The 21,900-nt window shown below is 53.9% G+C and carries 15 protein-coding genes and 3 pseudogenes; 7 read left to right on the top strand and 11 right to left on the bottom strand.

All coding sequences use genetic code 11. The features are described 5' to 3' along the window. Window positions 1-25 precede the first annotated feature (25 nt). From sbnA to RHM58_RS13085, 11 genes and pseudogenes are all read right to left on the bottom strand, one after another. Window positions 26-979, bottom strand: a complete 954-nt coding sequence (gene sbnA / locus RHM58_RS13140; protein ID WP_322270547.1) for a 2,3-diaminopropionate biosynthesis protein SbnA — start codon at window positions 977-979, stop codon at window positions 26-28. Next, window positions 945-2,726: a condensation domain-containing protein gene (locus RHM58_RS13135; protein ID WP_416195354.1), complete on the bottom strand. Its 1,782-nt coding sequence runs from the start codon at window positions 2,724-2,726 to the stop codon at window positions 945-947. The genes sbnA and RHM58_RS13135 overlap by 35 nt, the downstream gene beginning before the upstream one ends. A 1,322-nt stretch (window positions 2,727-4,048) precedes the next feature. Next, window positions 4,049-5,149: pseudogene (locus tag RHM58_RS34055) on the bottom strand (condensation domain-containing protein); the annotation flags it as partial. Further along, entirely contained in the window at window positions 5,125-7,059 is a 1,935-nt protein-coding gene (locus RHM58_RS13125; protein WP_322270546.1) for a non-ribosomal peptide synthetase, read from the bottom strand. The gene RHM58_RS13125 and the pseudogene RHM58_RS34055, both read right to left, overlap by 25 nt. 42 nt (window positions 7,060-7,101) lie before the next feature. Next, window positions 7,102-7,884: an ABC-2 family transporter protein gene (locus tag RHM58_RS13120; RefSeq protein WP_322270545.1), complete on the bottom strand. Its 783-nt coding sequence runs from the start codon at window positions 7,882-7,884 to the stop codon at window positions 7,102-7,104. Continuing rightward, window positions 7,884-8,675: an ABC transporter permease gene (locus RHM58_RS13115; RefSeq protein ID WP_322270544.1), complete on the bottom strand. Its 792-nt coding sequence runs from the start codon at window positions 8,673-8,675 to the stop codon at window positions 7,884-7,886. Before RHM58_RS13115 ends, RHM58_RS13120 begins: the two co-directional genes overlap by 1 nt. Beyond that, a complete protein-coding gene (locus RHM58_RS13110; RefSeq protein ID WP_322270543.1) occupies window positions 8,672-9,673 on the bottom strand; it encodes an ABC transporter ATP-binding protein in 1,002 nt (333 codons plus the stop codon). The genes RHM58_RS13115 and RHM58_RS13110 overlap by 4 nt, the downstream gene beginning before the upstream one ends. Before the next feature lie 767 nt (window positions 9,674-10,440). Next, a complete protein-coding gene (locus RHM58_RS13105) occupies window positions 10,441-10,686 on the bottom strand; it encodes a hypothetical protein (RefSeq protein WP_201256156.1) in 246 nt (81 codons plus the stop codon). A 343-nt stretch (window positions 10,687-11,029) separates the two neighbouring features. Next, window positions 11,030-11,386, bottom strand: coding sequence for a DUF6124 family protein (locus RHM58_RS13100; RefSeq protein ID WP_322270542.1), 357 nt, complete (start codon window positions 11,384-11,386; stop codon window positions 11,030-11,032). A gap of 532 nt (window positions 11,387-11,918) precedes the next feature. Beyond that, window positions 11,919-13,097 (bottom strand): annotated as a pseudogene (locus tag RHM58_RS34050) (integrase core domain-containing protein). 256 nt (window positions 13,098-13,353) lie between these two features. Further along, window positions 13,354-14,943: a peptide chain release factor 3 gene (locus RHM58_RS13085; protein WP_201256158.1), complete on the bottom strand. Its 1,590-nt coding sequence runs from the start codon at window positions 14,941-14,943 to the stop codon at window positions 13,354-13,356. Between the two features lie 615 nt (window positions 14,944-15,558). Here RHM58_RS13085 and RHM58_RS34045 point away from each other — a divergent pair. From RHM58_RS34045 to RHM58_RS13055, 7 genes and pseudogenes are all read left to right on the top strand, one after another. Then, window positions 15,559-15,837, top strand: coding sequence for a hypothetical protein (locus RHM58_RS34045; RefSeq protein ID WP_416195353.1), 279 nt, complete (start codon window positions 15,559-15,561; stop codon window positions 15,835-15,837). Continuing rightward, window positions 15,830-15,979: pseudogene (locus tag RHM58_RS34040) on the top strand (IS5/IS1182 family transposase); the annotation flags it as partial. The gene RHM58_RS34045 and the pseudogene RHM58_RS34040, both read left to right, overlap by 8 nt. A 450-nt stretch (window positions 15,980-16,429) precedes the next feature. After that, complete coding sequence (locus RHM58_RS13075) at window positions 16,430-17,191, top strand: hypothetical protein (protein ID WP_201256160.1); 762 nt, start codon at window positions 16,430-16,432, stop codon at window positions 17,189-17,191. Beyond that, complete coding sequence (locus RHM58_RS13070) at window positions 17,188-18,102, top strand: fatty acid desaturase family protein (RefSeq protein ID WP_322270539.1); 915 nt, start codon at window positions 17,188-17,190, stop codon at window positions 18,100-18,102. Before RHM58_RS13075 ends, RHM58_RS13070 begins: the two co-directional genes overlap by 4 nt. A gap of 19 nt (window positions 18,103-18,121) precedes the next feature. After that, entirely contained in the window at window positions 18,122-19,492 is a 1,371-nt protein-coding gene (locus RHM58_RS13065) for a hypothetical protein (RefSeq protein WP_201256162.1), read from the top strand. A 4-nt stretch (window positions 19,493-19,496) separates the two neighbouring features. After that, the gene (locus RHM58_RS13060; protein ID WP_322270538.1) at window positions 19,497-20,714 is read left to right on the top strand and encodes an MFS transporter; all 1,218 of its coding nucleotides are present in this window, start codon (window positions 19,497-19,499) and stop codon (window positions 20,712-20,714) included. Then, the gene (locus RHM58_RS13055) at window positions 20,704-21,846 is read left to right on the top strand and encodes a PLP-dependent aspartate aminotransferase family protein (RefSeq protein ID WP_322270537.1); all 1,143 of its coding nucleotides are present in this window, start codon (window positions 20,704-20,706) and stop codon (window positions 21,844-21,846) included. Before RHM58_RS13060 ends, RHM58_RS13055 begins: the two co-directional genes overlap by 11 nt. The last annotated feature ends 54 nt before the right edge of the window (window positions 21,847-21,900 follow it).

Raw genomic sequence — 21,900 nt, 5'->3', positions numbered from 1 at the left:
AAGCGTCCGGCCCAACCGCTGCCCATCAGCCAACCAGAGCGTGCGGGTGCAACTGACTGCCAAAGTTGGCATCACACCATTTGTCCGAGTAGATCGTATCGAGATAACGCTCCCCCATATCGGGGCTGATCACGACCACTTCATCACCCTCAGGAATCTGTTGCCGCAGGCGTTTTACCGCGACCAGCACAGTCCCCGTGGAACCACCCACTAACAGGCCGTAATCCAGCGCAACGCTGCGGCACATGCGGATCGTCTCGACTTCATCGACAAACTCAATATTCTCGATCAAATCACGGTCGAGAATCTCGGGACGCCGGCTCGTCCCCAGACCAGGAATCAGCCGCTTTTTCGCCACTTCCTGAAAGTTGATTGAGCCAACGGTATCGACGGCAATCAGTTTCACGCCTGGCGCCTTGTCTCTTAGATAACGCGCACAGCCGACGAGCGTTCCGGTTGTACCGGCACCGACAAATAGCCATTTGCAGTTCGGGTGCTGCTCAAGTATTTCGGGGGCGGTACGGTTGTAATGCGCCAAGGGGTTGGCCGGGTTCGCGTATTGGTTGGTCCAGTAATATTTCGGATCCTTACGGATCATTTCCTGGATCAAAGCAATACGCGCCCCGAGGAAACCACCATTGCCGTCACGGGTGTCACAGACAATCACCTCGGCGCCATAGGCCTTCATCAGGTTGATGCTGACCTGATTGACATTAGGGTCCGTTACGCAGGTGAACGGATAACCTCGCTGCGCACAGATTATCGACAGCGCAACCCCCAGGTTTCCCGAGCTGGACTCGATGACTTTGCGCCCGGGAGAAAGATGCCCCAGCCTTTCACTTTCTTCGATCAACGAGATGGCTGTCTTGAGCTTTATGGAGCCGGCCGGATTCATCCCTTCAATCTTCAGAAAGACCGGCACATCACCTATAAAGTTATCCAGCTTATGAAATTGTTTCGCACTGTAAACTTGCATCATGCTCAAGGTTTCCATTTCCAAGAGAAGACAGTCGGGCCAGTTCAAGAACAATCCTTTCTTGAAGATCGGCCATTTGCGCAACGCAGAACTTTTCGTGGTTGAAGTTGAGTTCGATCAAAAAATCTTCTGCCGGAACCAGACCGAGGACGAGTGGGAACTCTGAGCGCTCGACCCATTGCAGATTGCTCAGGCGGTAGCGATCACCGGCCGGCAGGTTGTCCTGAAGTTCGAAGTTTTCGATCACCAGAACTGTGTTGAAAAGCTCCTCTTCCTGACTCAATCCCGAAGCGCTCTTGAAGTGGCTCATGGAGACATGCCCTTCGTCCTGAAGAGCCGCGTTGCGACGCTGCAACTCCCGAACGCCGGACACAGTCGATGCGCCAGCAACGTCCACCGTGCAAGGCACGATCGATGTCATCAGGCCAATGATGTCTTCAGCACCATCAAGGTCAGCAGGCCTCCCCGATATTGCCCAGCCGAAAACAGGTGAGTGGTTACCGGTGTTTTGCGCGAGGATCTGAGCCCACACCCGTTGAAAGACAACGGCCACGGTCACCCCGTGGTCCACACAGAACCTCTCGATGGCGCGCGATTGCTCATGGCCCAGCATAAAGCGATAGGCAGCATGATCCGCAGGCGTGGCAGGCTGGTAAGCAACCGTGCTGGTGAATACACAGGGGCTGATGCCCGACAGGTAGTTGCGCCAGAATGGACGGTTTTCCCGCGCCCCCTGATCGGCCAGCCACTCGATGTAGTCACGGTAGACCCCGCCGAATGCCGGGGCTGGCTGATCTCCGCGGATCAGATGATCGTAGAGGTCGAAGAGTTCTTTGATGACCCTGGCCACGCACCAGCCATCCAGCAGAATGTGGTGGTACGTCCAGATCAGCTTGTGCGCATGCGCGCCATGGGAAAGCAATGTGAAGCGTGTCAGCGCGGGCGTTTCCAGATCGAACCCGCGGGAGCGGTCGTTTTCCATTACACGCTTGAACAACATCGGATCATCGCCGCCCGCTATGACCGACCAGGTACTCCGTTCCTCTTGCGACACATACTGTAATGGCCCGGCGACCGCGTCCCAGTAGAATCCACTACGCAGGATAGGGTGACGTTCAGCCATCAAACGCCATGCGTCCTGCAGCGCACTGATATCGATCTCGCCATCTATATCCAGAACATATTGCAGGATGTAAGTATCGTCATTGCTCATCAAGTGCTGAAACAGGATTCCCTTCTGTGTCGGGGACAAGGGGTAGATATCTGCGGGCACGGCTCCCGCCTTGTTGATCAGATCCTGCAGCTCATCGTCGATCAGATTAGCGTCCGGGTAGTCGGACGGCACGCGCACCAGCGTTGCACGGGAGCAGTGAGTAATGATCTCGTCCAGTGTTGTGCTGTAGCGCGTCGCTATGTCCTGTGCCTCCTGTGAAGACAGGATGGTGTCGTCGAAGTACCAATCAATCTCGAAACGTCCTTGAGTAATGCGCGCTTCAATTTCCAGTGCGTGCTGCCGTCCATTACGCGGATCAACCGACACCTGGTCGACGAGGCTAAGGACCCGGGCGGATGGCATCGATACATCCGCGTCATCGAATGACACGTTGTCCCATTGCCCCAGATAGTTGAATTGCACCATCGGTTCGGCCTGCGGAACGACCGCAGGCTCATTGAACAGATAACGCAGCAATCCATAGCCGATGCCCCGTTGCGGGATCTCCGCCAGCGTGCGCTTTGTCTGCTGGATCAAATCGGCCAGGCCACCCTGTGGATCCTCAAGACAGACAGGAAACACAGAAGTAAACCAACCCACCGTACGCGATATATCAACGCCATCCAGGACGCTCTCACGCCCATGCCCCTCGAGGTTGATAGCGATTTCATTTTTCCCCGCCAGCCGGAAAGAGCCCGTACCAGCGCTGAAATCAGGATGTCATTGATACGAGTGTTATAGGCCGCAGGTACATCCCGTACCAACGCGGTGGTACGAGCAAAACTCAACCCGCTGGAGATTATTCCGGCGCGCCTCGACGGTGGCCTGTCCGGGTCGAAAGGCACCGACGCGGGAATCCGGTCGACCACCTCTGACCAGTAAGCCGTCTGCGAAAGAACATCGCTCTTGAAGGACTGGTCATCGCTCACAAGCTGCTGCGCCCAACTGCGAAACGGCGTGACTTCCGCAGGAAGGGTGACACCTGCACACAAGTGCAGAAAGTCCTCGACCAGAATCCGCAGGGACACGGCATCCACAACCAGGTGGTGAGCCAGCAGCACCAAGAGATCAGCGTCGGTATCAGGGGTTCGGAAGAGCACCACACGAAACAGATCGCCCGTGACCAGATCCAGGCTTTCCTGAAAGCCGCTCAGCGTGTCCCGGATATCATTCAGCGACTGATCGATCGGGCCGCTCAACTGCACGATCCTGCTGCTCATCTGCGCATCGAAAGGCCGAGCGGGGATGGTCTGGGAATAGCCCTCGGCGCTGACCTTGAACTGGGCGCTCAGTACCGGATAGTGCTCCAGCATTTGGCGAGTCGCCAAGGTCAGGGCATCCGCGTGGATAGACCGTCGAATCTCGATAGCCGTCCCCAGGCACCAATGGTCCGCATTCGCCAATGACTGTTCCGCGAACCATCGCTGCACAGGCACCAGGGAAGTCGGGCCGATCGGCGGGTAGCTTTTTACCCCGACGGTACTGTCCAGATACCGCACACCGAGGGCGATGTCGGTGAGGGATCGACTGGCGAAGATTCGATCAAGATCAATCGCCATCGCGTCCCGTCTCAGGCGTGCGATCAATTGAAGCGCGCTGATCGAGTCACCACCCGAGGAAAAGAAGTTATGGTGCAGCGCCAACGTGTCATCCCCAATGATTTCCCGCGCGGCAGCAAGAACAACAGCATCAAAGGATGAAAGCACCGAAGGTGACACGGGCGTACTTTTCGTAATGCCTATTGCGCTCACGCTCGCCGGTACACCTTGCCAGCCTTGCCATTCCTGCATAGGGCTATCGTGATCGCAGATGTAGGCCAGCGCGCTCAGGAACTGCTCGGACAACCCGGCCGCTCGCTCTTTCGAGACGCGTTCAGGGTCCCAGTTGAAATCCACGGTGATGGCATCACCACTGCTGAGTACCTCGACGGCAAACGGAAACTCGGTGAGGTCCGTCACGTGAGTAAGCTCAACGCTATTACCGGCGCTTTCAAGCGCAGCCCAATTCGCCAGTGTCTCGACGTTCAGGACCGTATCAAACACCACGTTGGCAAAGCGCGACCGGGTGCTGACAAGCACCTCGTTCATTGATACCGACTCAAATCGCAGCAACTCGGCAATGCGTCGGCTGACTTCCTGCAAGCTGACATCCAATCGGTCAGAGGGGTACAGAGCGACAGGAATCGGTAGCGTATTGGCATACATGCCAACATCATCCAGTCCGACGCCGGTCTCCGCTCTGCCCGATACGATCATGCCAAACAACTGATGCTGCCCACCGCATACTGAGTTCAGCGCCATGGCCCAAGCCGTGGCCGCAACAGCGGAAATCGTGATCCCGGCACGAACGCAAATATCCCCGATAGCTTTTCCGAGGTCAGCGTCAAGGCGCTTGCGCAGACGCGCATGCTGCACCGACGACAGGGTGGGCTCACCCAAATGGTCGGAAATACAGACCGGAACCTCAAATGGTTCGAGGAGTTCGGCCCAGAGCAATTGGTCTGGCGTCTCCAGGCGGAATTTTTCCTGGCCGGCGATGTAGGTTGAATACACATCGCTCGGAGCAGGCCGGCCTCCTAACACCTCGGTCATCAGCGGAAAGATCGACGCACCATCAACAATGAGATGGTGTGCGCTCAAGATAAACTGATAATCGGCGCCGCCCAGGTGGAAAAGGTGCAATCGATAGAGCGCCGGCTGATCCAGAGCGAAACCCGCCTGCTTATCCTCGCGAAGAAACGTCTCCAGAAAAATGCGTTGCTGCCCCTCATCCAGGTGCGAAAGATCGGTCGTGGTCCACCTCAACGGAGCGTCGTCGGCAACCACGCGGACCGGATGGCTTGACGGGTCGAGAATGAATGCGCTGCGCAACAATTCGTGGCGTTCATGCGCCTTGCGCCAACCCGCTTGGAGCGCCACACCACCATCCGGTATCGCTATGCGAAACGAATACTGAAGGATGTAGGTGTTGCTATGCCGCGAGCGCAGGGACTGAACAAAAATCCCCGTTGAGCAGGTGACATCGGCAGAAAAGATAACGAATCGCCCGCTGGCGGTTCACATCTCGGCAACGACTGGCCTTTTGCGCCTGTGATCCTCGGCGCATCTGCCACCGCCATTTTTGTACGGACTACCTTGAGCAGTCCCAATATGGTCGGGTTACGGAAAACATCCCCTAGAGTGAAGGCGTGTCCCAAGGCCTTTGCCCGCGCAATAAACTGCAAAGCGAGAATGGAATCGGCACCCTGCCTGAAAAAATCATCCGTGGGTTGCAACGACGGATTGCGGAGCAAATCACGCCATATCTCAAGAAAGTCCTGACCTCCTTTTACCGTCTCCGCGCCAGTGCCTGGCGTACCGGCAGACAGGGGCGTGTCATTGGCGATGGCCGTGAGTTTTTTCTTGTCGATCTTGCCGTTGGGTGTCTCAGGCAGCGACGACTGAAGACGGAACTCGGACGGGATCATGTGCTCCGGCAAGTGATCGCGCAGTTGGAGCCTCAGGCTTTCGGGGTCAGTCGCGGCATCCTCGTGCTCCACGATAAAAGCCGTGAGGAAGGCTCGGGTGTTGGAGGTATTGAGTACGACCGCAGCCTGTTTGATCTGTGCAAGCCGCAGGATGCCGAACTCGACCTCACTCAACTCGATCCGGTGACCACGCACCTTGACTTGATCGTCGGTACGACCGTGATAGTGATAAACGCCCTCGCTGTCACAACTGACCAGATCGCCGGTTTTATATGCTCGCTGCCCGTCAACAGTGACAAAGGCCTTGAGCGTCAGGTCCGGTCGAGCGATGTAACCCAGCCCCACCGCAATCCCTTCTACGTAAAGCTCTCCTACCTCACCGACGGAGAGTTCCCCTCCGTCGGTATCGCGCACGGTCAGGTGAACCCCACGAACAGCGCGACCAATGGGAATGGCCTGGTCGACTGAGGGCATCTCACTGATGACCTGATGTGTGACATCGTCACTGCACTCGGTCGGCCCATAGGCGTTGATCAACGGAATATGGGGTTTGGTCGCCAACCACCGGCGGGCCAGGGAAACCGGAAGCACTTCGCCCGTAGCGACGAGGCAGGTCAACCGATCAAAACGTGCATTGTCTGCGTCTACAATGATTGCATCGAGAATGGCCAGCAGGTGACTGGGCACTACCTGCAAGATATCAATCTCGTCCTGTACGATTCGCGCACCCAGACGATCAAGGTCCAGAAACTCTGATCGCGTCAGGATGGCTGTCCGCCCTGCGCAGATCAGTGGCGCGAGGAATTGCCACACGGAAATATCGAAACTCTGTGGCGCCGTTTGCGCGACATTGGGCGCAATGTGCATTCCCAGGTCATCTACTTTGGCCAGCAGGTGATTGACCATTCCCCCGTGATGAACCATCGCCCCCTTGGGCATCCCGGTCGAACCCGAGGTGAAAATGACATAAGCGAGGCTGTCGTCTGTCAGGACGCTCCGTTCAAAAGGTGTACCGCCCGTCATGCCTTCAAACCGCTCCGGCATCATCAACAGCCCGATACCATCGAACAGCCCCTGGATGTCATCGTCGGTGATCAACCACTTACAACTGCATTGCTCCAGCATGTAGGCGCGTCGGTCCCGCGGAAGCGTACGATCGAGTGGGAGATAGGCGGCCCCTACCTTGAAGAGACCGATCATCGATACCAGAAACCCCAGCCCACGCTCCAGGCCGATGCCTACGATATCGCCGCGCCCTACCGAGGCAGCATTTAGCTGGCGGGCAAAGCTGTCAGAGATCTCGTCGAGTTCGCGATAGCTCAGGCAGGCATGGCCATCGGACGCGGCAGTGGCGTGAGGGAAACGCCGAACTTGACCGGCGAATAAATCAAGAAAATTTTCCATATCATCCATATCTTATGGTTTAAATTTCAGCGCTTTTGTCTTTCAGGATCCTTCCCGAAGGTATTTCTTCACCCCCAAATGCCAAAGCAATCGAGACAATAAAGCGAAGCCAAGAGTCGCCAGCAACGCCCCTAGCAAGGAACCTCCCGTGGTCATCCCCATCGCAGATTGCGCGGGCACTTCCATGATGAAAAAGACCGGCACCACCGTCATGATCACCACCTGAATCCACTCCGGGTAGGCTCCGGATGGAAAACGCCCGGTGGTCAGGAACATGAATAGCAGATGAGAAACGTTGCTGGTTTTTTTGGTCCAGAACGCCAGGCTCGCGATGCTGAACCAAACCGCATAGACCAACGCGCATGCCAGGGTTATGAAAATGCAGAAAGCCGCCAGCGTCTTCATTGTCAGTTGTTCTTGCGCATAACTGCCGCCCAGCATCAGCCCCAGCCCCAGCAACACACCGAACACATGCCAAAGACGCAACTGCCCAAAAGCCAGAATGGTTTGGATATCAATTGGCTTTAACAAATAGGTATCGATGGACTTGCTGATAATTAACCGTGAGGCGGCCTCACAGTTGGGCAAGACAACCATTTGTACAAAAGATCGAATCAGGATGAACGAACCGTAAAGGACAATGGACTGTTCTTTATTCCAACCTCCAATCCTGTCGACATTACCAAAAAATATTTCTATCACCACATAGACCGACAAACCTAGAAGGGCGGTATTCAAAAGACTTACAAATACCGGCACACGGTCTTTAAAGTTTGCTCGCAGCCTGGCTGACAAGAGCGCTCTAACAGCGCTTACGGTTTTCATTAACCGAATACCGAATAGCGTTTGATACCGGTTGACCAAATCAAACGGGCCAACACGGACAGCACAAGCACCAAGACAATCTGAAACATGAGTCCGTGCACCAACTGCTCTAAACTCAACTCACCCATGATGACTCGAATAGGAAAGTTAATAATGTAGGGAAAAGGTGACCATTCCAAAATCGATTGCATCCACCCTGGATAAAGTGATAGCGGCGCCAGAACCCCACCAAACAAAGTAAGCATGTAGGTCAACACCAAGTCGAACGAACTTGCCTGATCCGACCAGAACGCCGCAAGCCCGCCAATGAAATAAAGCAAATAGTTTATTGCAAAACCCAGGATAACCCCCAGCAGTGCAGGGAGCAGATAAGCCAGATTCAGATAGGTGCCTGCTTCCGAAAAAACGAAGACTCCCGCCACCAGGAAAAATATCGGAATCACTCTCACAAGTGCTGAAGCCAACTCGCTCAAAAAATAATAGAGACCGATATTGAATGGCTTCAAAAGAAAACTTCCGATATCACCCGAGTGAATATCATGTTCGAGTTCTTCTGCCGCCGTGCTTGACACAATCTCACCGACCAGGAAAACAAGTGCGAAGTAAGCAGCAAACTTGGTAGGCGTAAAACCGTCCAGCGCGGCATCCTTCGCAATACCCATCCAGATAACCATCATGAATAACGGTACTAACGAGGACAGCACCAGTACGAACAGCTCCGCACGATGTGCAACTTTACGGCGAATGGCCGTACGGGCAACGCCCGCGACTTTCGATGCGAACCGACTCATGCGACGCACTTCCCTGACGCGCCCTCAACCCGCACGGCAGCTTCTGCCTGTGAGTCATTGAACAGCTTCAACAGGGCCTCTTCAATAGGGGGATCACTGATGGAAATATCTAGTACAGACAGCTCTGCCAGCACCCGCGAGCAGACGGAAACGACCTCCGACGCCGGGACCATAAGCTCATGCGCAAAGCCATCACCGGATCGGACCAATCCGTACTTACCGAGTGCCGAAGCCATCGCTGCTTCGGACAGTTCCACGGTTATGATGCGGTGATTGGTCATGCGTTTGCGCAAAGACTCCAGAGTATCGTCAAACGAAACCCTGCCGTCTGACACGACGACGACCCGCTCACATAACGCTTCGATATCCTGCATGTAATGCGACGTCAGAAGTACGCTTACATTTCGCTCGCGGCTGTAGTCTTTAATGAATGACCGGACTATTTTTTGAACGCCTACGTCAAGCCCGATAGTCGGCTCATCGAGAAACAAAACCTTTGGCTCATGAAGTAATGAAGCGACTAACTCGCACTTCATCTTTTCGCCCAAGGAAAGCGTACGCACTGGCACCATGGCCAGCTTGGACACTTGCAACAGTTCATCCAGATAACCAAAGACCTGATTGAACTGTTTATCGGGGATTTCGAATATCTTCTGATTCATCCGGAATGTTTCCATTGCCGGCAGATCCCAAATCAATTGCTGACGCTGACCCATGATCAGCGAAATTGACTTGAGGAATTCTTTATTACGCAGCTGAGGTGTATAGTCCAATACCGAGATTTGTCCAGCCGTCGGATAGAGCAACCCCGAAAGCATTTTCAGGGTCGTTGTTTTTCCCGCACCATTGGGACCAAGAAAGCCTACTACTTCACCTTGACTAACGGTAAATGAAACATCGTCGACAGCAGTCTTTTCGGAAGATCGAGGAGAAACGAGATCTGTCAGCCAACCGAAAGGCCCTTCCGAGCGCTCTTTGATTCGATAAGTCTTAGACAAATTTTTAACGCTTATACAATCCATTGCTTATCTGACCCTGAAGAAAATGAGCTATCCATTGCGCATATCGTTTCAACGTGCGTTTGAATATCACGCACTGATTAACGCCGTCAAGAAACATTATTGAACATTTAAATTTTCAATTCGCCATACTGATTATTCATGGCTATCGTCGAGTGCCCCCTCGGCCCTCCAGACAACAGCGACCGAATGAGGTCACCCTCTTGGTATTAAAAAACGAAAGAGTGTCTATGTAGCGGCGTTCGATCTTCTGGAAGAGTTCGGTAATCCAATTCAAAGCACTTAGTAGTCATGCGCCACTGCTATGGCTATTTGAGGGTTTCCATCCAAATTTAGCCGTCCGCGATTTCATTGTCGATGGCGAAACGAATGGAAAAACTTGAGAAAGGAATGGAACTACGTCTCAAGGGGATAATGCTTACAAACGTGTCTGACGACGAAGGATTCGCCAGTGCCGATGGAGCGAAGACATCACATTCAACAGCATGGTCCGATGCTTCAAACCGCTGAACCAAAAAGTGGCGTAATAGCCGTTGTACTTACCGCCCGAGCCCTGACGCCGATCGAAGAGCAGTCCTCCAGATCCTTGAAAATCGCCGGGCAAGCAGTCACCGGCGTGGCCCAAAAAAATGTGAGAGCAAGCCCGCCCCCCCCACAGGGTTCGTGGTGTTTCTGACCAGTTGTCCAAACCCCTTTTCCTGGATTGCGCATCAGTCCGGTAGAAGGGGTTTTCTTTTGTCCGGGGTTTACGATTGGCTATCGCCTTCCTCGTCATCACTTGAATCAGGATCAGGCTCGTCAGTCGTGGAGTCGTCGTCGCCCTTGCTCCCCTCGGGCTCCGACGCGGCGATCATCAGGCCGCTGCTGTCATGCCCTGGTACGCCGTTAAATCCCTGTGGATGACTGGGGCTGGACGCCCACGCCGAGGACGTTCCGAGAGACAGCATCACCAAAACCTTAAGCAACAGCACAACGCGTTGAAAAATGCTCATAGCCGATTCCATCCTTTCTGAGATGCAGCATGGGTGCCTGCCGGCGCGTAACCCGGTTGCCGTGGCGCTGAATGAAATCTAGTTCCTATCGGCCGGGTTCTCCAGATAGGACGCTAACGAAGGAGGGTAATTGCCGCCAATGGACAGATTGGTTTGGAATAAAGGTTATGCCAAACAGCAATTTCAAAAATCAATGATGACCTGTGGCGAGGGAGCTTGCTCCCGTTCGGCTGCGAAGCAGTCGTAAACCCGGTTCGCGCGATGTGCCAGGAGAAATGGGTCGCCGGTTATAGGGCCGCTTCGCGACCCAACGGGGGCAAGCCCCCTCACCACAGGGCCGCGTCTATTTTTGCGGGTCGAGGTTATCGAGGGCCCGACTCACGGCCAGTTCACCCAGCATGATGACTTGCGCAATTCCCAACAGGGTATTGCGATGGGTGCCTTCCACTAGCCCGGCGAGGTTACTGGTCATGACATTCGCGGAGGCCAACGACTCGCAGGCGTGGGCCAGCAGGGTTTCGTTATCGGCGTCGGGGTCGATGTGAAAAAGGGGGCTGGGTTTGCGTGGGGTGTCGGTGAGCGACGAGGGATTGAGGTAATGCCTGAGGACGCGGTCGGCGATGTCTGCGTATTTTTTGGAGTCGATGGACTCGGGGGAATCTTCGTCGGTTTCTGGGGGATTCGGCGAATCTTTGATCATGATGAACCTCATTAAGAATGTTGAGATCACCACCGCCTGCCGCCAAGCAGATTGGGTGGCGGATTGCACAAGATTGGCGGACCGGTCAACACTCCAAACCCGGCATCCCCGAGGGGATCCTTGAGCAACCCGCCATAACATTGAGGTCTGACACTTAAGTGCCCGAAACCATTTTTGGACGAGATGCCTGGAGTATAAAACCGCGGACCGCCAAGCCCGTTCCGCTGTGTTTTTCAGCGACAGGGAAACGATAGAGGCAGCCCGCAATACCCACAAGCCGGCCGATTCTGGCGGACTTGTAGGCAAAGACGCAAGGTGACGTAGCCCAAACATGTAACCATCGGAAACCGCTGTAGGACCTGCAGAAAAACAGCCATCCATTCACTAGTCACATGGCAATTGAACAGCCCCACCGCCGCTCGGCTCAGACCACAAAACCTGTGGGAGCGGGCTTGCTCGCGAAGAGGCCGTATCAGTCGACATCACTGTTGAATGACATACCGCTTTCGCGATGTAGAAACGGACACATCCTTTACGATTGAAACCGGGGACATCCTTTACGTTTCTGTTGGCTTGAAAGGCGGCTTTCGCCGCTTTTCAGCCTGCCTAAAAGGTAGTTGCAGAGGTAAATATCCCAAACATCATCGTCTACTTCCTTGAGTCCTAGCGCCTCACCTGCCAAGGATTCACTGACGAAAATCATCTTGCCTTTCCATTTCATCGACCCATTCTGCCTGACCATGCGGATCGTCATGTCCGAAGCGTAATCGGCCTCAGGCACGCGTCCGTCGTACTGCCGTTTTGACGGCTCATAGAGGTCCGCAGGAACTTTCATCTCTAAAGCCTTGTGAGGCCGTACGTAATTGAACTCTTGTCGAAACTGTTCGAATGCCAACTGTTGTTCCACCAGGTTACGTTCAGGTGCATGAAGCAATGCAGCCTAGAGCGTTCGATGCATGCGTTCATGACGGCCATTCTGGTCAGGTCGCCCCGGCTGAATTCGTTCTGGGTAGATCCCTAAACGTATCCACCACGCCGCCAGACTGGAGATGCGTGAAATGCCGGTGGAGGCAAAGGGGGAGCCGTTATCCGTGCGGATTACGTCAGGCAAGCCGTACTCCCGAAACGCCCAGTCAAAACCCTCGCGGGCGCCGGCAACACTGCTTTGCGCTCTGCACAGCAATAGAAATCGACTGACGTGATCAGTAATTGTAAGTGGGTAACAACGTTGGCCGTTCTGAAGTGCGAAGTCACCTTTGAAATCCGCTGCCCATGTCTGATTAGGCGCAGTGGCGTCGCGCAGCGGATTTTTTCCTGCTGGTGGGCGATTGAGGAAGCGCCGTTTTTGCACCAGACCTGCTCGCTTAAGCCACTCGCCTGCCGTGCTGACCGTTGGCCAAGACAACTCTGGATGATCGATCTTAAGGTTATGCACCAGTTTTTCAGGTCCCCAACTGTGATGCTCGCGCTTGTACGCGATTAGCAACTCAAGCACCTCGTCGCTGATTTTGAAAGGGCTCGTATGCGGGCGCCGTGACAGCTCCTTTAGCCCATCAATGCCATGTGCCTCGTAGCGTGCAAGCCATTTGTCCAAAGTGGGTCGGCTGAGCCCGTAGTGACGGGCCAGCTCGCTTTTGGAATGGCTGCCTTGCAGCCAGTCGCCTATGAGTTTGATTCGTTGATCCATTGGAGACTCTCGATTCCAGGGCATGGTCAGGTACCTCCTGACCGTATTTCACACCTGTAAAGGATGTCTCCGGTTTAAAACGTAAAGGATGTCTCCGGTTTCTACCCGAGCAAGCCCGCTCCCACAGGGTTTTTGCGTTAACGGGCCGAAATCGGGGCATTAAAAAACCCCGCAGCTTTCGCAACGGGGTTTTGGGTGCGCTACACAATCTGTAGGAGCAAAGCTTGCTCACGATGGCTATTTCGAAACCACCATCGCCAGCAATCCGTGCGCCTACAAATTAATGATGCTCACGGGTCGCACGGAATTTCACATCCGGCCAGCGCTCTTCCATCAGTGCCAGGTTGACCCGGGTCGGGGCCAGGTAGGTCAGGTGACCGCCGCCATCGATAGCCAGGTTTTCCACAGCCTTGACGCTGAACTCTTCAAGCTTCTTCTTATCGCTGCAATCGATCCAGCGGGCGGAGTACACCGTGATCGGCTCGTATGAGCATTCGACCTTGTATTCCTCTTTCAAGCGGCTGGCGACCACATCGAACTGCAGCACACCGACGGCGCCGAGGATGATGTCGTTGCTGCGCGTCGGGAAGAACACTTGGGTCGCGCCCTCTTCGGCCAATTGCTGCAGGCCCTGGCGTAGTTGCTTGGATTTCAGCGGATCGCGCAGGCGTACGCGACGGAACAGTTCCGGGGCGAAGTGCGGAATACCGGTAAAACCCAGGACTTCGCCTTCGGTGAAGGTGTCGCCAATCTGGATGGTGCCGTGGTTGTGCAGGCCGATGATGTCGCCGGCAAACGCCTCTTCCAGTTGCTCACGCTCGGAGGAGAAGAACGTCAGCGCGTCGCCGATCCGTACATCCTTGCCGGTACGCACGTGGCGCATCTTCATGCCTTTTTCGTATTTGCCGGAGCAGATACGCATGAAGGCAATACGGTCGCGGTGTTTCGGGTCCATGTTCGCCTGGATCTTGAACACGAAACCGGCGAACTTCTCTTCAACCGGTTCCACGGTGCGCTCATTGGCAACACGGGCCAGGGGTTTCGGCGCCCAGTTGACCACGGCGTCGAGCACGTGATCGACACCGAAGTTGCCCAGAGCAGTACCGAAGAACACCGGGGTCAGTTGGCCGTCGAGGAATTCCTGTTGATTGAATTCGTGGCAGGCGCCCTGCACCAGTTCCAGCTGATCGACGAAGCGATCGTATTCGTCACCCAAGTGCGCGCGGGCTTCATCGGAGTCGAGCTTCTCGATGATTTTCACATCGGTGCGCTCGTGGCCGTGACCGGCGGTGTAGACAATGATGTAGTCGTCGGCGAGGTGATAAACGCCCTTGAAGTCGCGGTAGCAACCGATCGGCCAGGTGATCGGCGCGGCCTTGATCTTCAGGACGGCTTCGATTTCGTCGAGCAGTTCGATCGGGTCGCGGATGTCACGGTCGAGTTTGTTGATAAAGCTGACAATCGGCGTATCCCGCAGACGGCAGACGTCCATCAGCGCAATAGTCCGTGGCTCTACACCCTTACCGCCGTCGAGGACCATCAATGCCGAGTCCACTGCCGTCAAGGTGCGGTAGGTATCTTCAGAGAAGTCTTCGTGGCCCGGGGTGTCGAGCAGGTTGATCATGTGGTCGCGATACGGGAACTGCATGACCGACGTGGTAATCGAGATACCACGCTGCTTTTCCATTTCCATCCAGTCGGAGGTGGCATGGCGGTCGGATTTACGGGATTTCACCGTGCCAGCAATCGCAATCGCCTTCCCCATCAGCAAGAGCTTCTCGGTGATGGTGGTTTTACCGGCATCGGGGTGGGAAATGATGGCAAACGTTCGTCTGGCGTTGACTTCATTGACAATTTTACTATCGGACATCGCTTCAAATCTCGATTGTGTACGCAGGTATGTACACAGTTAAAAAAGTACCTTTGGCCGATTGCAAAGGCCAACACAGATAACCGGGCATTGTAACAAACAGCCGCCGGGAATGCCCGATGCAATGCCTCCTCCCGCTGAAGGTCACAGCGCCCGCATCTCGTCCTGGAAAAATGCTCGGCGGGTGCTCTCCCCTATAAACGCTACAAGCATGGCGGCGTGGTGTAGACCCGCAACTTCAATCACTGCGGGGGTGAGGTTTCGAACGGTGTTGAAATCAATCGATCAGAGGCGCGCTCTGCACCGTCCCCAACAGCCCGAATTTCCCCTGTAAATATCCGAATATGAATATTTTCGGATGCTCTCTAAAAGGTATTGACGGCTCAAAATTCGTGCTCCAATATTGGATCCAATGATACGGAAAATCATATCCGACCGAACAACACAAGGAGGAGTGTATTTCAAATGATTTCATGCCTCGAAATAACTGCGATTCTCTTCACGAGACGCGAGACCGGTATTGCGCGAGGCAAATTGCATCGTCATCTGACAATTCAATTGGGATCATATCGACGGTTTTCGGGACTCTCCGAACAAGTCCCCAGAGGTGCTGAAATGCACCGTCACCACCTGGTCCAAGCCCCCCACGAGTCGGATGAAAGACAGGGCACCACCATTACCGACGTCACACAGGTCACCGATTTGCTGCCAGGTGAAGAATTCGCCGTGTACAAAGACCTCGGACACACCGGTGTCGAAGAGCACGAAATTCATAAAGCAATTTGGCAGATCGCCGCTCGTAACAGTACCTATCCAAGTTGTAATAACGCGGGCTGTACTACAGGGCCGAGCGCAAGATCGATATTGCAAAGCACCGAAGCAAGTCAAGGTTGAGCATCCGTTCCGGGGGATCAAGCGGCAGTTTGCTAATTTGAAAGTGAAGTTACGAGGGTTGATGAAGGCCACTCCTCAGTTGACCACGCTGTTCGCTCTACCAAACCTGCGAATGATTATAAAACGGTTTGCTGGCAAGTGATGTTCGGAACGGTTTTTGCTTTAGACCGTTTAAGCGCTTGAAACAATACAACTTTCTGCTGCACTAAAACAGTTGATCTTCTAAATCATACGCCAGGCACTCTGGGCGACGCCGAAGTGCCTGGTAATTTCAACAGCCGTCACACATGACTTATTAGCTATTTTAGAGCCGTGACTGCAAGCACATCGGCTGATGATTTAAATCAAATCGGCCCCAAGCATTAACTTAGTGCCAGGCAAGACGATGACGCTCACTGTAACGGAGCTCTTTCTATGTTGAGATGGGGCTGGCGATCGATGCCTTGATGTGGTGATCCATGTTGTGCAGTATCAGTCTTCGAATCTTTTTCGAAGAACCTCATGCGTTTCGTTTTTTCTTAAAGTCACTCGCCAGGTTCAGAGTAACGGCTTTGGTGACTGCCCCTGAAAAACATTAAGATGGGAGGGTGTTATGTGCATTCAAGATGAGTTCTCGGTATCCGTAATAGACGAAGCGCAAGCCAACGTTCGCTATCTGCTTGACGATCATCCGTTTCGAAGTGTTCATACCGAGAGACAGGTCAATGAGATCCTTCCTCATTATCTGGCCATGTCTCAGGCCTTTCCGTACCTCCAGGCAGGCTCGCAGGCAAACTCAATACTCACGGCGATAAAGAGCAATTATGAGGTGCCTCGAAGTCTCGAGATCACCAGCGTGGTCGGTAACTTTCTAAGTTGGGACGAGACAGGCGGAGCCTATGTTATGGATCGCTACGGCAAGCCTGGTTTAAGCAAAATTCTCGATACTGAAAAATGGTTTCACGCCAATCTATTAAAGACCGATATTGAGAAGCTAACGGGTAAGCCTGTATCACCGGAATTTGGCGACCCTACCGGCTCCTACCTGACTAATCTGTTTGAGGGGCTTGCGTCCTTATCGGCGGTGACGCGCTGTGCCTACATGGTTTCGTTCGAAATGCATGCCAATACGATGATCTCCGCGCTTTGGGATGCGGTCAGTTCCAGCTATGGCGTTGATCGTAATCAGCTCAAGTATTTCGAGTGCCATGTAGGTGGTGACGACCCTGCCGAGGCATATCACGTTGCCATGACACGACAAATGGTGGACCTTCTGGTGAGCCCTGAAGACGAGGCCCAGTTCGTTAGCGATTCGCTAAAGGCAATGCAGGAAAACATCAACTGGTGTGCGGCGCTGACGGAACTTTCTCAATGACTAGCCGACTCGGCGGCATGCATTCAGATCTCGTTACTGATGCAATAAAAAAATACCGTTCGGGCCGGTCTCATGCGAGCAACATCAAGTTTCCGCTAAAAATACTCATCATCCTATCGATCTATTGCGCCCTTGGCGCTTTAATGCTTCAAGACTTATCGCTCCTTGAAAAACCATGCATAGTTATGGCAATGGGTTTCATATTGGCTGGCTTTCTAAATCTGGCCCATGAATGCCTGCATCAGAATATTTTTAAAAGCAAGCATACTAATTATCTTATCGGCTCGATCGCTGCTGGTATATTACTTATAAATTACACAGCCTATACCGACAAGCACCTTAAGCACCATCAGTACCTGGGCACAAGTAATGATACTGAGTCGAGCGGGGAGTTTAATTCAGTATCCAGTTACTTTTTTACGCTCTCAGGATGTTCTTTTTTAATCTCCCAGATACGCCTGGATGTAGAGATTATTTTCTTCAAATTCCCGGCATATATGAGGGGACGAAAGAGAATGTCTTTGGCACGTCGAGAGGCATGGGGCATTACGCTATGGATTGTTGTTGTTTTAGTGCTTCTGACCCTATTTCCGAAAAACACGCTTTCTTTGTATCTGGCACCTCTTGCCGTCGCTTATTTCTGGATTATATTTATTGGGTTACCTGAGCACTATGGTTGCAGCGCCACCGTTCCGCGCTATCTCTGCGCAAGAACAATAACGAGCAATTGGGTTGTGCGCTACCTTATGTGGAACGCCAACTTTCATGCGGAACATCATCGATACCCTGCCGCGCCTTCATCACTGCTTGAAACAATCGCATTAGAAGAGATGGGGCAAGCCGTATACCGAGAGCGCTCTTATGCAAGATGGCACCTGAATCTGATCCGTTCTCTCATGCGTCACAAATGATCACTCACTAGAGAAACCTATGCGCAAACTTATCGTTGGAAACGTCGATAACGAAGCAATGATCGGAGACACGAATCGGGCAACACTGCCGCTGAGGCAAGTTTCTGCGATCGCAGCAAGACGACTCGTATGGCAACTCGGCGAACAGGACATTGCGGTCCTGCCCTCCTTGGTTTCGGAGCCCATGATGGCGTATGTAGCTGAGACGATTGGCCGAAAACTGTTGCCTTCGCAGGTTATTTCTCCGGCGATGGATTTGGTGACACCCGTGGTGCTTACCTCTGACGTGCTATTAAGCGAAGTCATGTTGTCTACGCTAAAAGCCGCCGGTGTCGGCGCAGGCGATTGGGAGGTTCTCCCGTACTTTTACACGTCATCGATTGGGATATTGTGCGAAGAGTTACGTATCGGCCAATCGACTGGAACGCCGAACTTCATGGCGCAGGCCGGGGCCGAACTTCTAAATCGCAAAGCCGTGTTTCGCGCGCTGTGCGCTGGCCGAGTCAACTGCGCCGAAGGCTTTGTGTGTCGCACTGCGCGTGAGTTGCACCTTGTACTGCGCGAGATGCTTTCAAGACATGCGAGCGTCATAGTCAAACAGGACGTCAATGCCGGTGGCGATGGCAATATTGCGGTGACGCTCGAGAAAAGAGATGTCTATCCGGGCGTCCATCAAGTCTACGCGCTTGCAGGGATCGCCGACCTGACGGACGCGTTCTCCCAGGCGATGTGGGAACGGCAGACGGATACGGCCGGCAACTGTCAGGTGGTCGTCGAGCAGTTTTATCGGAGCTCGACGGTTCTCTATTCCGAGTACGACATCATGGCCGCGGGTTCCAGGCGCATTAGCTTCGGGGACCTTCGCATGGACGCATCTGGAGACAAACGCGGCAACGGCATGGTGATGTGGACTGGATTTCAGATCCCATGCCAGCCGCACGGTTACGCGCTGAATGAGTTTCACCGCCAGTGTGATGTGTTGGCAGAGATAACAAGAAGCCTCGGCTATATCGGGCGCGTTAACTTCGACGCCATCGTGACCGACGAGGGAGCGCTAGTGTTCACCGAAATAAACGGTCGTCTCGGGGGCTGCAGTCATCTTGATGGTGTGCTGCGAAAGCTTGCGGGCGAGGATTACCTGCGCACTCATACGGTGTTAACCCGCAATCGCGTACCTGTGAATGACCTTGACGCAGCGCTTGCTGCTGCCAACGCCATGACACACCGGCGGGAACGCGCTGGCGTGGTTGTCCTTACCGAAGACCTCGGCGGCACTGGCACCATCGAGTACATGACTTATGCTCGAGACGAAAACGAGGCGTTTTCCATGGAGCGGGGATTCCTTGATGCGCTCGCACCCAGCCCAATCGAAGAGTCGGTCTGCGAGTGACTCTATGACATCAATGAAGATACGCCCTGTCTTGCCGCTTTTTGACCGATTAACGGGTGGCGTCGGCTTAGCAACAATGGTCCTGCTATTTCTGCAGTTCCTCGTTAATCTCTCGGTGTTCGGGTCTTTTCCGCTGCTGGCGACCTTTCTGAGCATCGAGCGACATCTGAGCGCCGGCGACGTCGCGTACGTGCTCACGGTGAGTCTGCTGTCCAGTCGGCTGTTGCCGCTTATTCTCGGATCCGCTACCGACCGCTTCAATAGCAGGGTTTTAGCTTCATTGGGTCTGGCGTGTCGTGCTGCGGGATTCTTCGGCCTGGGCCATGTTCTCGATTTCCCTTCATTGGTCGCGTGTGCGTTCTTGAATGGACTCGGCGCAGCGCTCTACGAAACGACAGCGTACTCAGTGTTCGGCACCCTTAAAGCAAGCATTCGTTCGCGTGTATTCGTTTTGAATAATCTTGTACTTAACCTGGGTGCGCTGGTCGGGCCAACGGTACTGTTCTTGCTACCTGCCCATAGCGGAGCTTTTCCGTTTGAAGTGAGCGGTTATGTATTCGCTGTATTGACTTTGGTGGCACCGTTTGCGGCTGTACGAACGCGCGTAATTGAAAGACCCAAGCGTGTCGCGTCTGCGCTTTTTGGAGCTTTCCGCGACAGGAAATTTCTAAAACTCTGCATCGCTCTTATCCCGTTCTGGGCTGTTTACACGCAAATTTATGTGTTCATCCCGCTGACTTTCGCTCAAGGACCATCAGGGTATAACGGTGTTCGACCGTTCTACATCGCGAATGCTTTGTTCGGTGTTTTGACCGCACTTTTAGGGATGCAATGGTTTCAACGAGCGAAGTGGCGATCGTTAATGTCAATCGGTCATCTCGCGCTGCTCGCCTGTTTCGCACTGGCGGCACTCATATTCTTGCGCGAATGGAGCTCGCAGCAGTCGATGGTCTTCCTCGTTGTCATAGCCTTGATTTTCACATTCGGCGAAAGCCTCATCTTGCCCGCGTCGAACATTGCTCTCGCAGAATTAACAACCGAGAGCAACGCTGGAAGTTATTTCGGAGCGTCCGCAGTCTCTTGGGCGATTGGCGGGGCATTGGGGAACTATCTGGGCAGCATAAGTGCTCAATGGACGCCGATCAGCTTGGGTTGGTTCATGTTCGCCATTGTCAGCATGATCGGGTTGTTTTGTTTCAGGAGGCGTGAACATGACAAATAAAATTGACCACGCGCAGCAAGTAGCGCCAGAGACTCGTCTTATTGAGGCGGGACGCCGTAACTGGATGAAGATGGGCTTCGTCAATCCACCTGTGTATCGGGGCTCCACCGTTTTGTTTGATTCCTACTCCGAAATGGCGCCGGGTGCCGCCCCCTATCATTACGGAAGATGGGCAACACCAACCACTGATGCCTTTTGCGAAGCAATGGCAGAGATCGAGTATGGTGTTGGTGCTCTCGCCATGTGTTCGGGCCTCGGCGCAATAACAACGACTCTTATAGCGCTGGCACGCCCCGGTTCAAGAGTTCTGGTCGCGCAGTCGTCGTATGCTGCGACCCGAAAGTTCTGCGAACAGATGTTGAGCCCGCTTGGAATCGAGGTCGAATATTTCTCGCTTGATCTACTTTCCGAACTTCGTCAAACGCTTACCGACAACGTCAGTTTGATTTATCTCGATCTTCCTGGATCTGTGACGTTCGATGTCTGCAACCTGCGCGAGTTGACGGCCTATGCTGGCCGGGTCCCTGTTGTTGTCGATAACACTTGGGCGACGCCATACTTTTTCAATCCTCTGAAGCACGGCGCGAGTGTCGTCATCCATAGCACGTCGAAATATATCAGCGGACATTCCGATTCTGTCATGGGAGCTGCGGTTTTCGCCGATGTGCCGACCTTCGAGCGAACACGTGATACCGCACGCCTTCTCGGTCAGGCTGTGGGCGCAGATGATGCCAATCTCGCCCTGCGAGGCCTGCGCACCCTCGCCGTTCGAATGAATCGCCACTACGAATCGGCAAGTCGGATTTGTGCCTGGCTCTCGAAACACCCCGCGGTTGAGAGCGTTTTCTATCCAGCCCTACCATCAGACCGCAATCATGCTGCGTGGAAAGCGCAGTTTTCGGGGGCTGGTGGAGTGTTTACCTTCACGCTGAAAGGTGGTCATACGGATGCTCTTCAACGATTCATCGACAGGGTGTCCGTAATCGGACGAGGTTGGGGGTGGGGGGTACGAATCGGTTATTTGCCCCGCGACGCTCACGGGCCCAGAGGGCGGAGTTCGAATGGGCCTGCGCATGAGCGTCGGATTAGAGGATGTGGATACGCTCCTTATCGATCTCGCCACTGCACTTAACTAAATAAGAGACGTCAGTGCATGACGCATCTACCACTGGAAGGTAACCGCGCC

Origin of the sequence: Pseudomonas sp. 10S4, from assembly GCF_034344865.1 — a bacterium.
Lineage (GTDB): Bacteria > Pseudomonadota > Gammaproteobacteria > Pseudomonadales > Pseudomonadaceae > Aquipseudomonas.
This window is presented reverse-complemented; position numbering and strand designations above follow the sequence as displayed.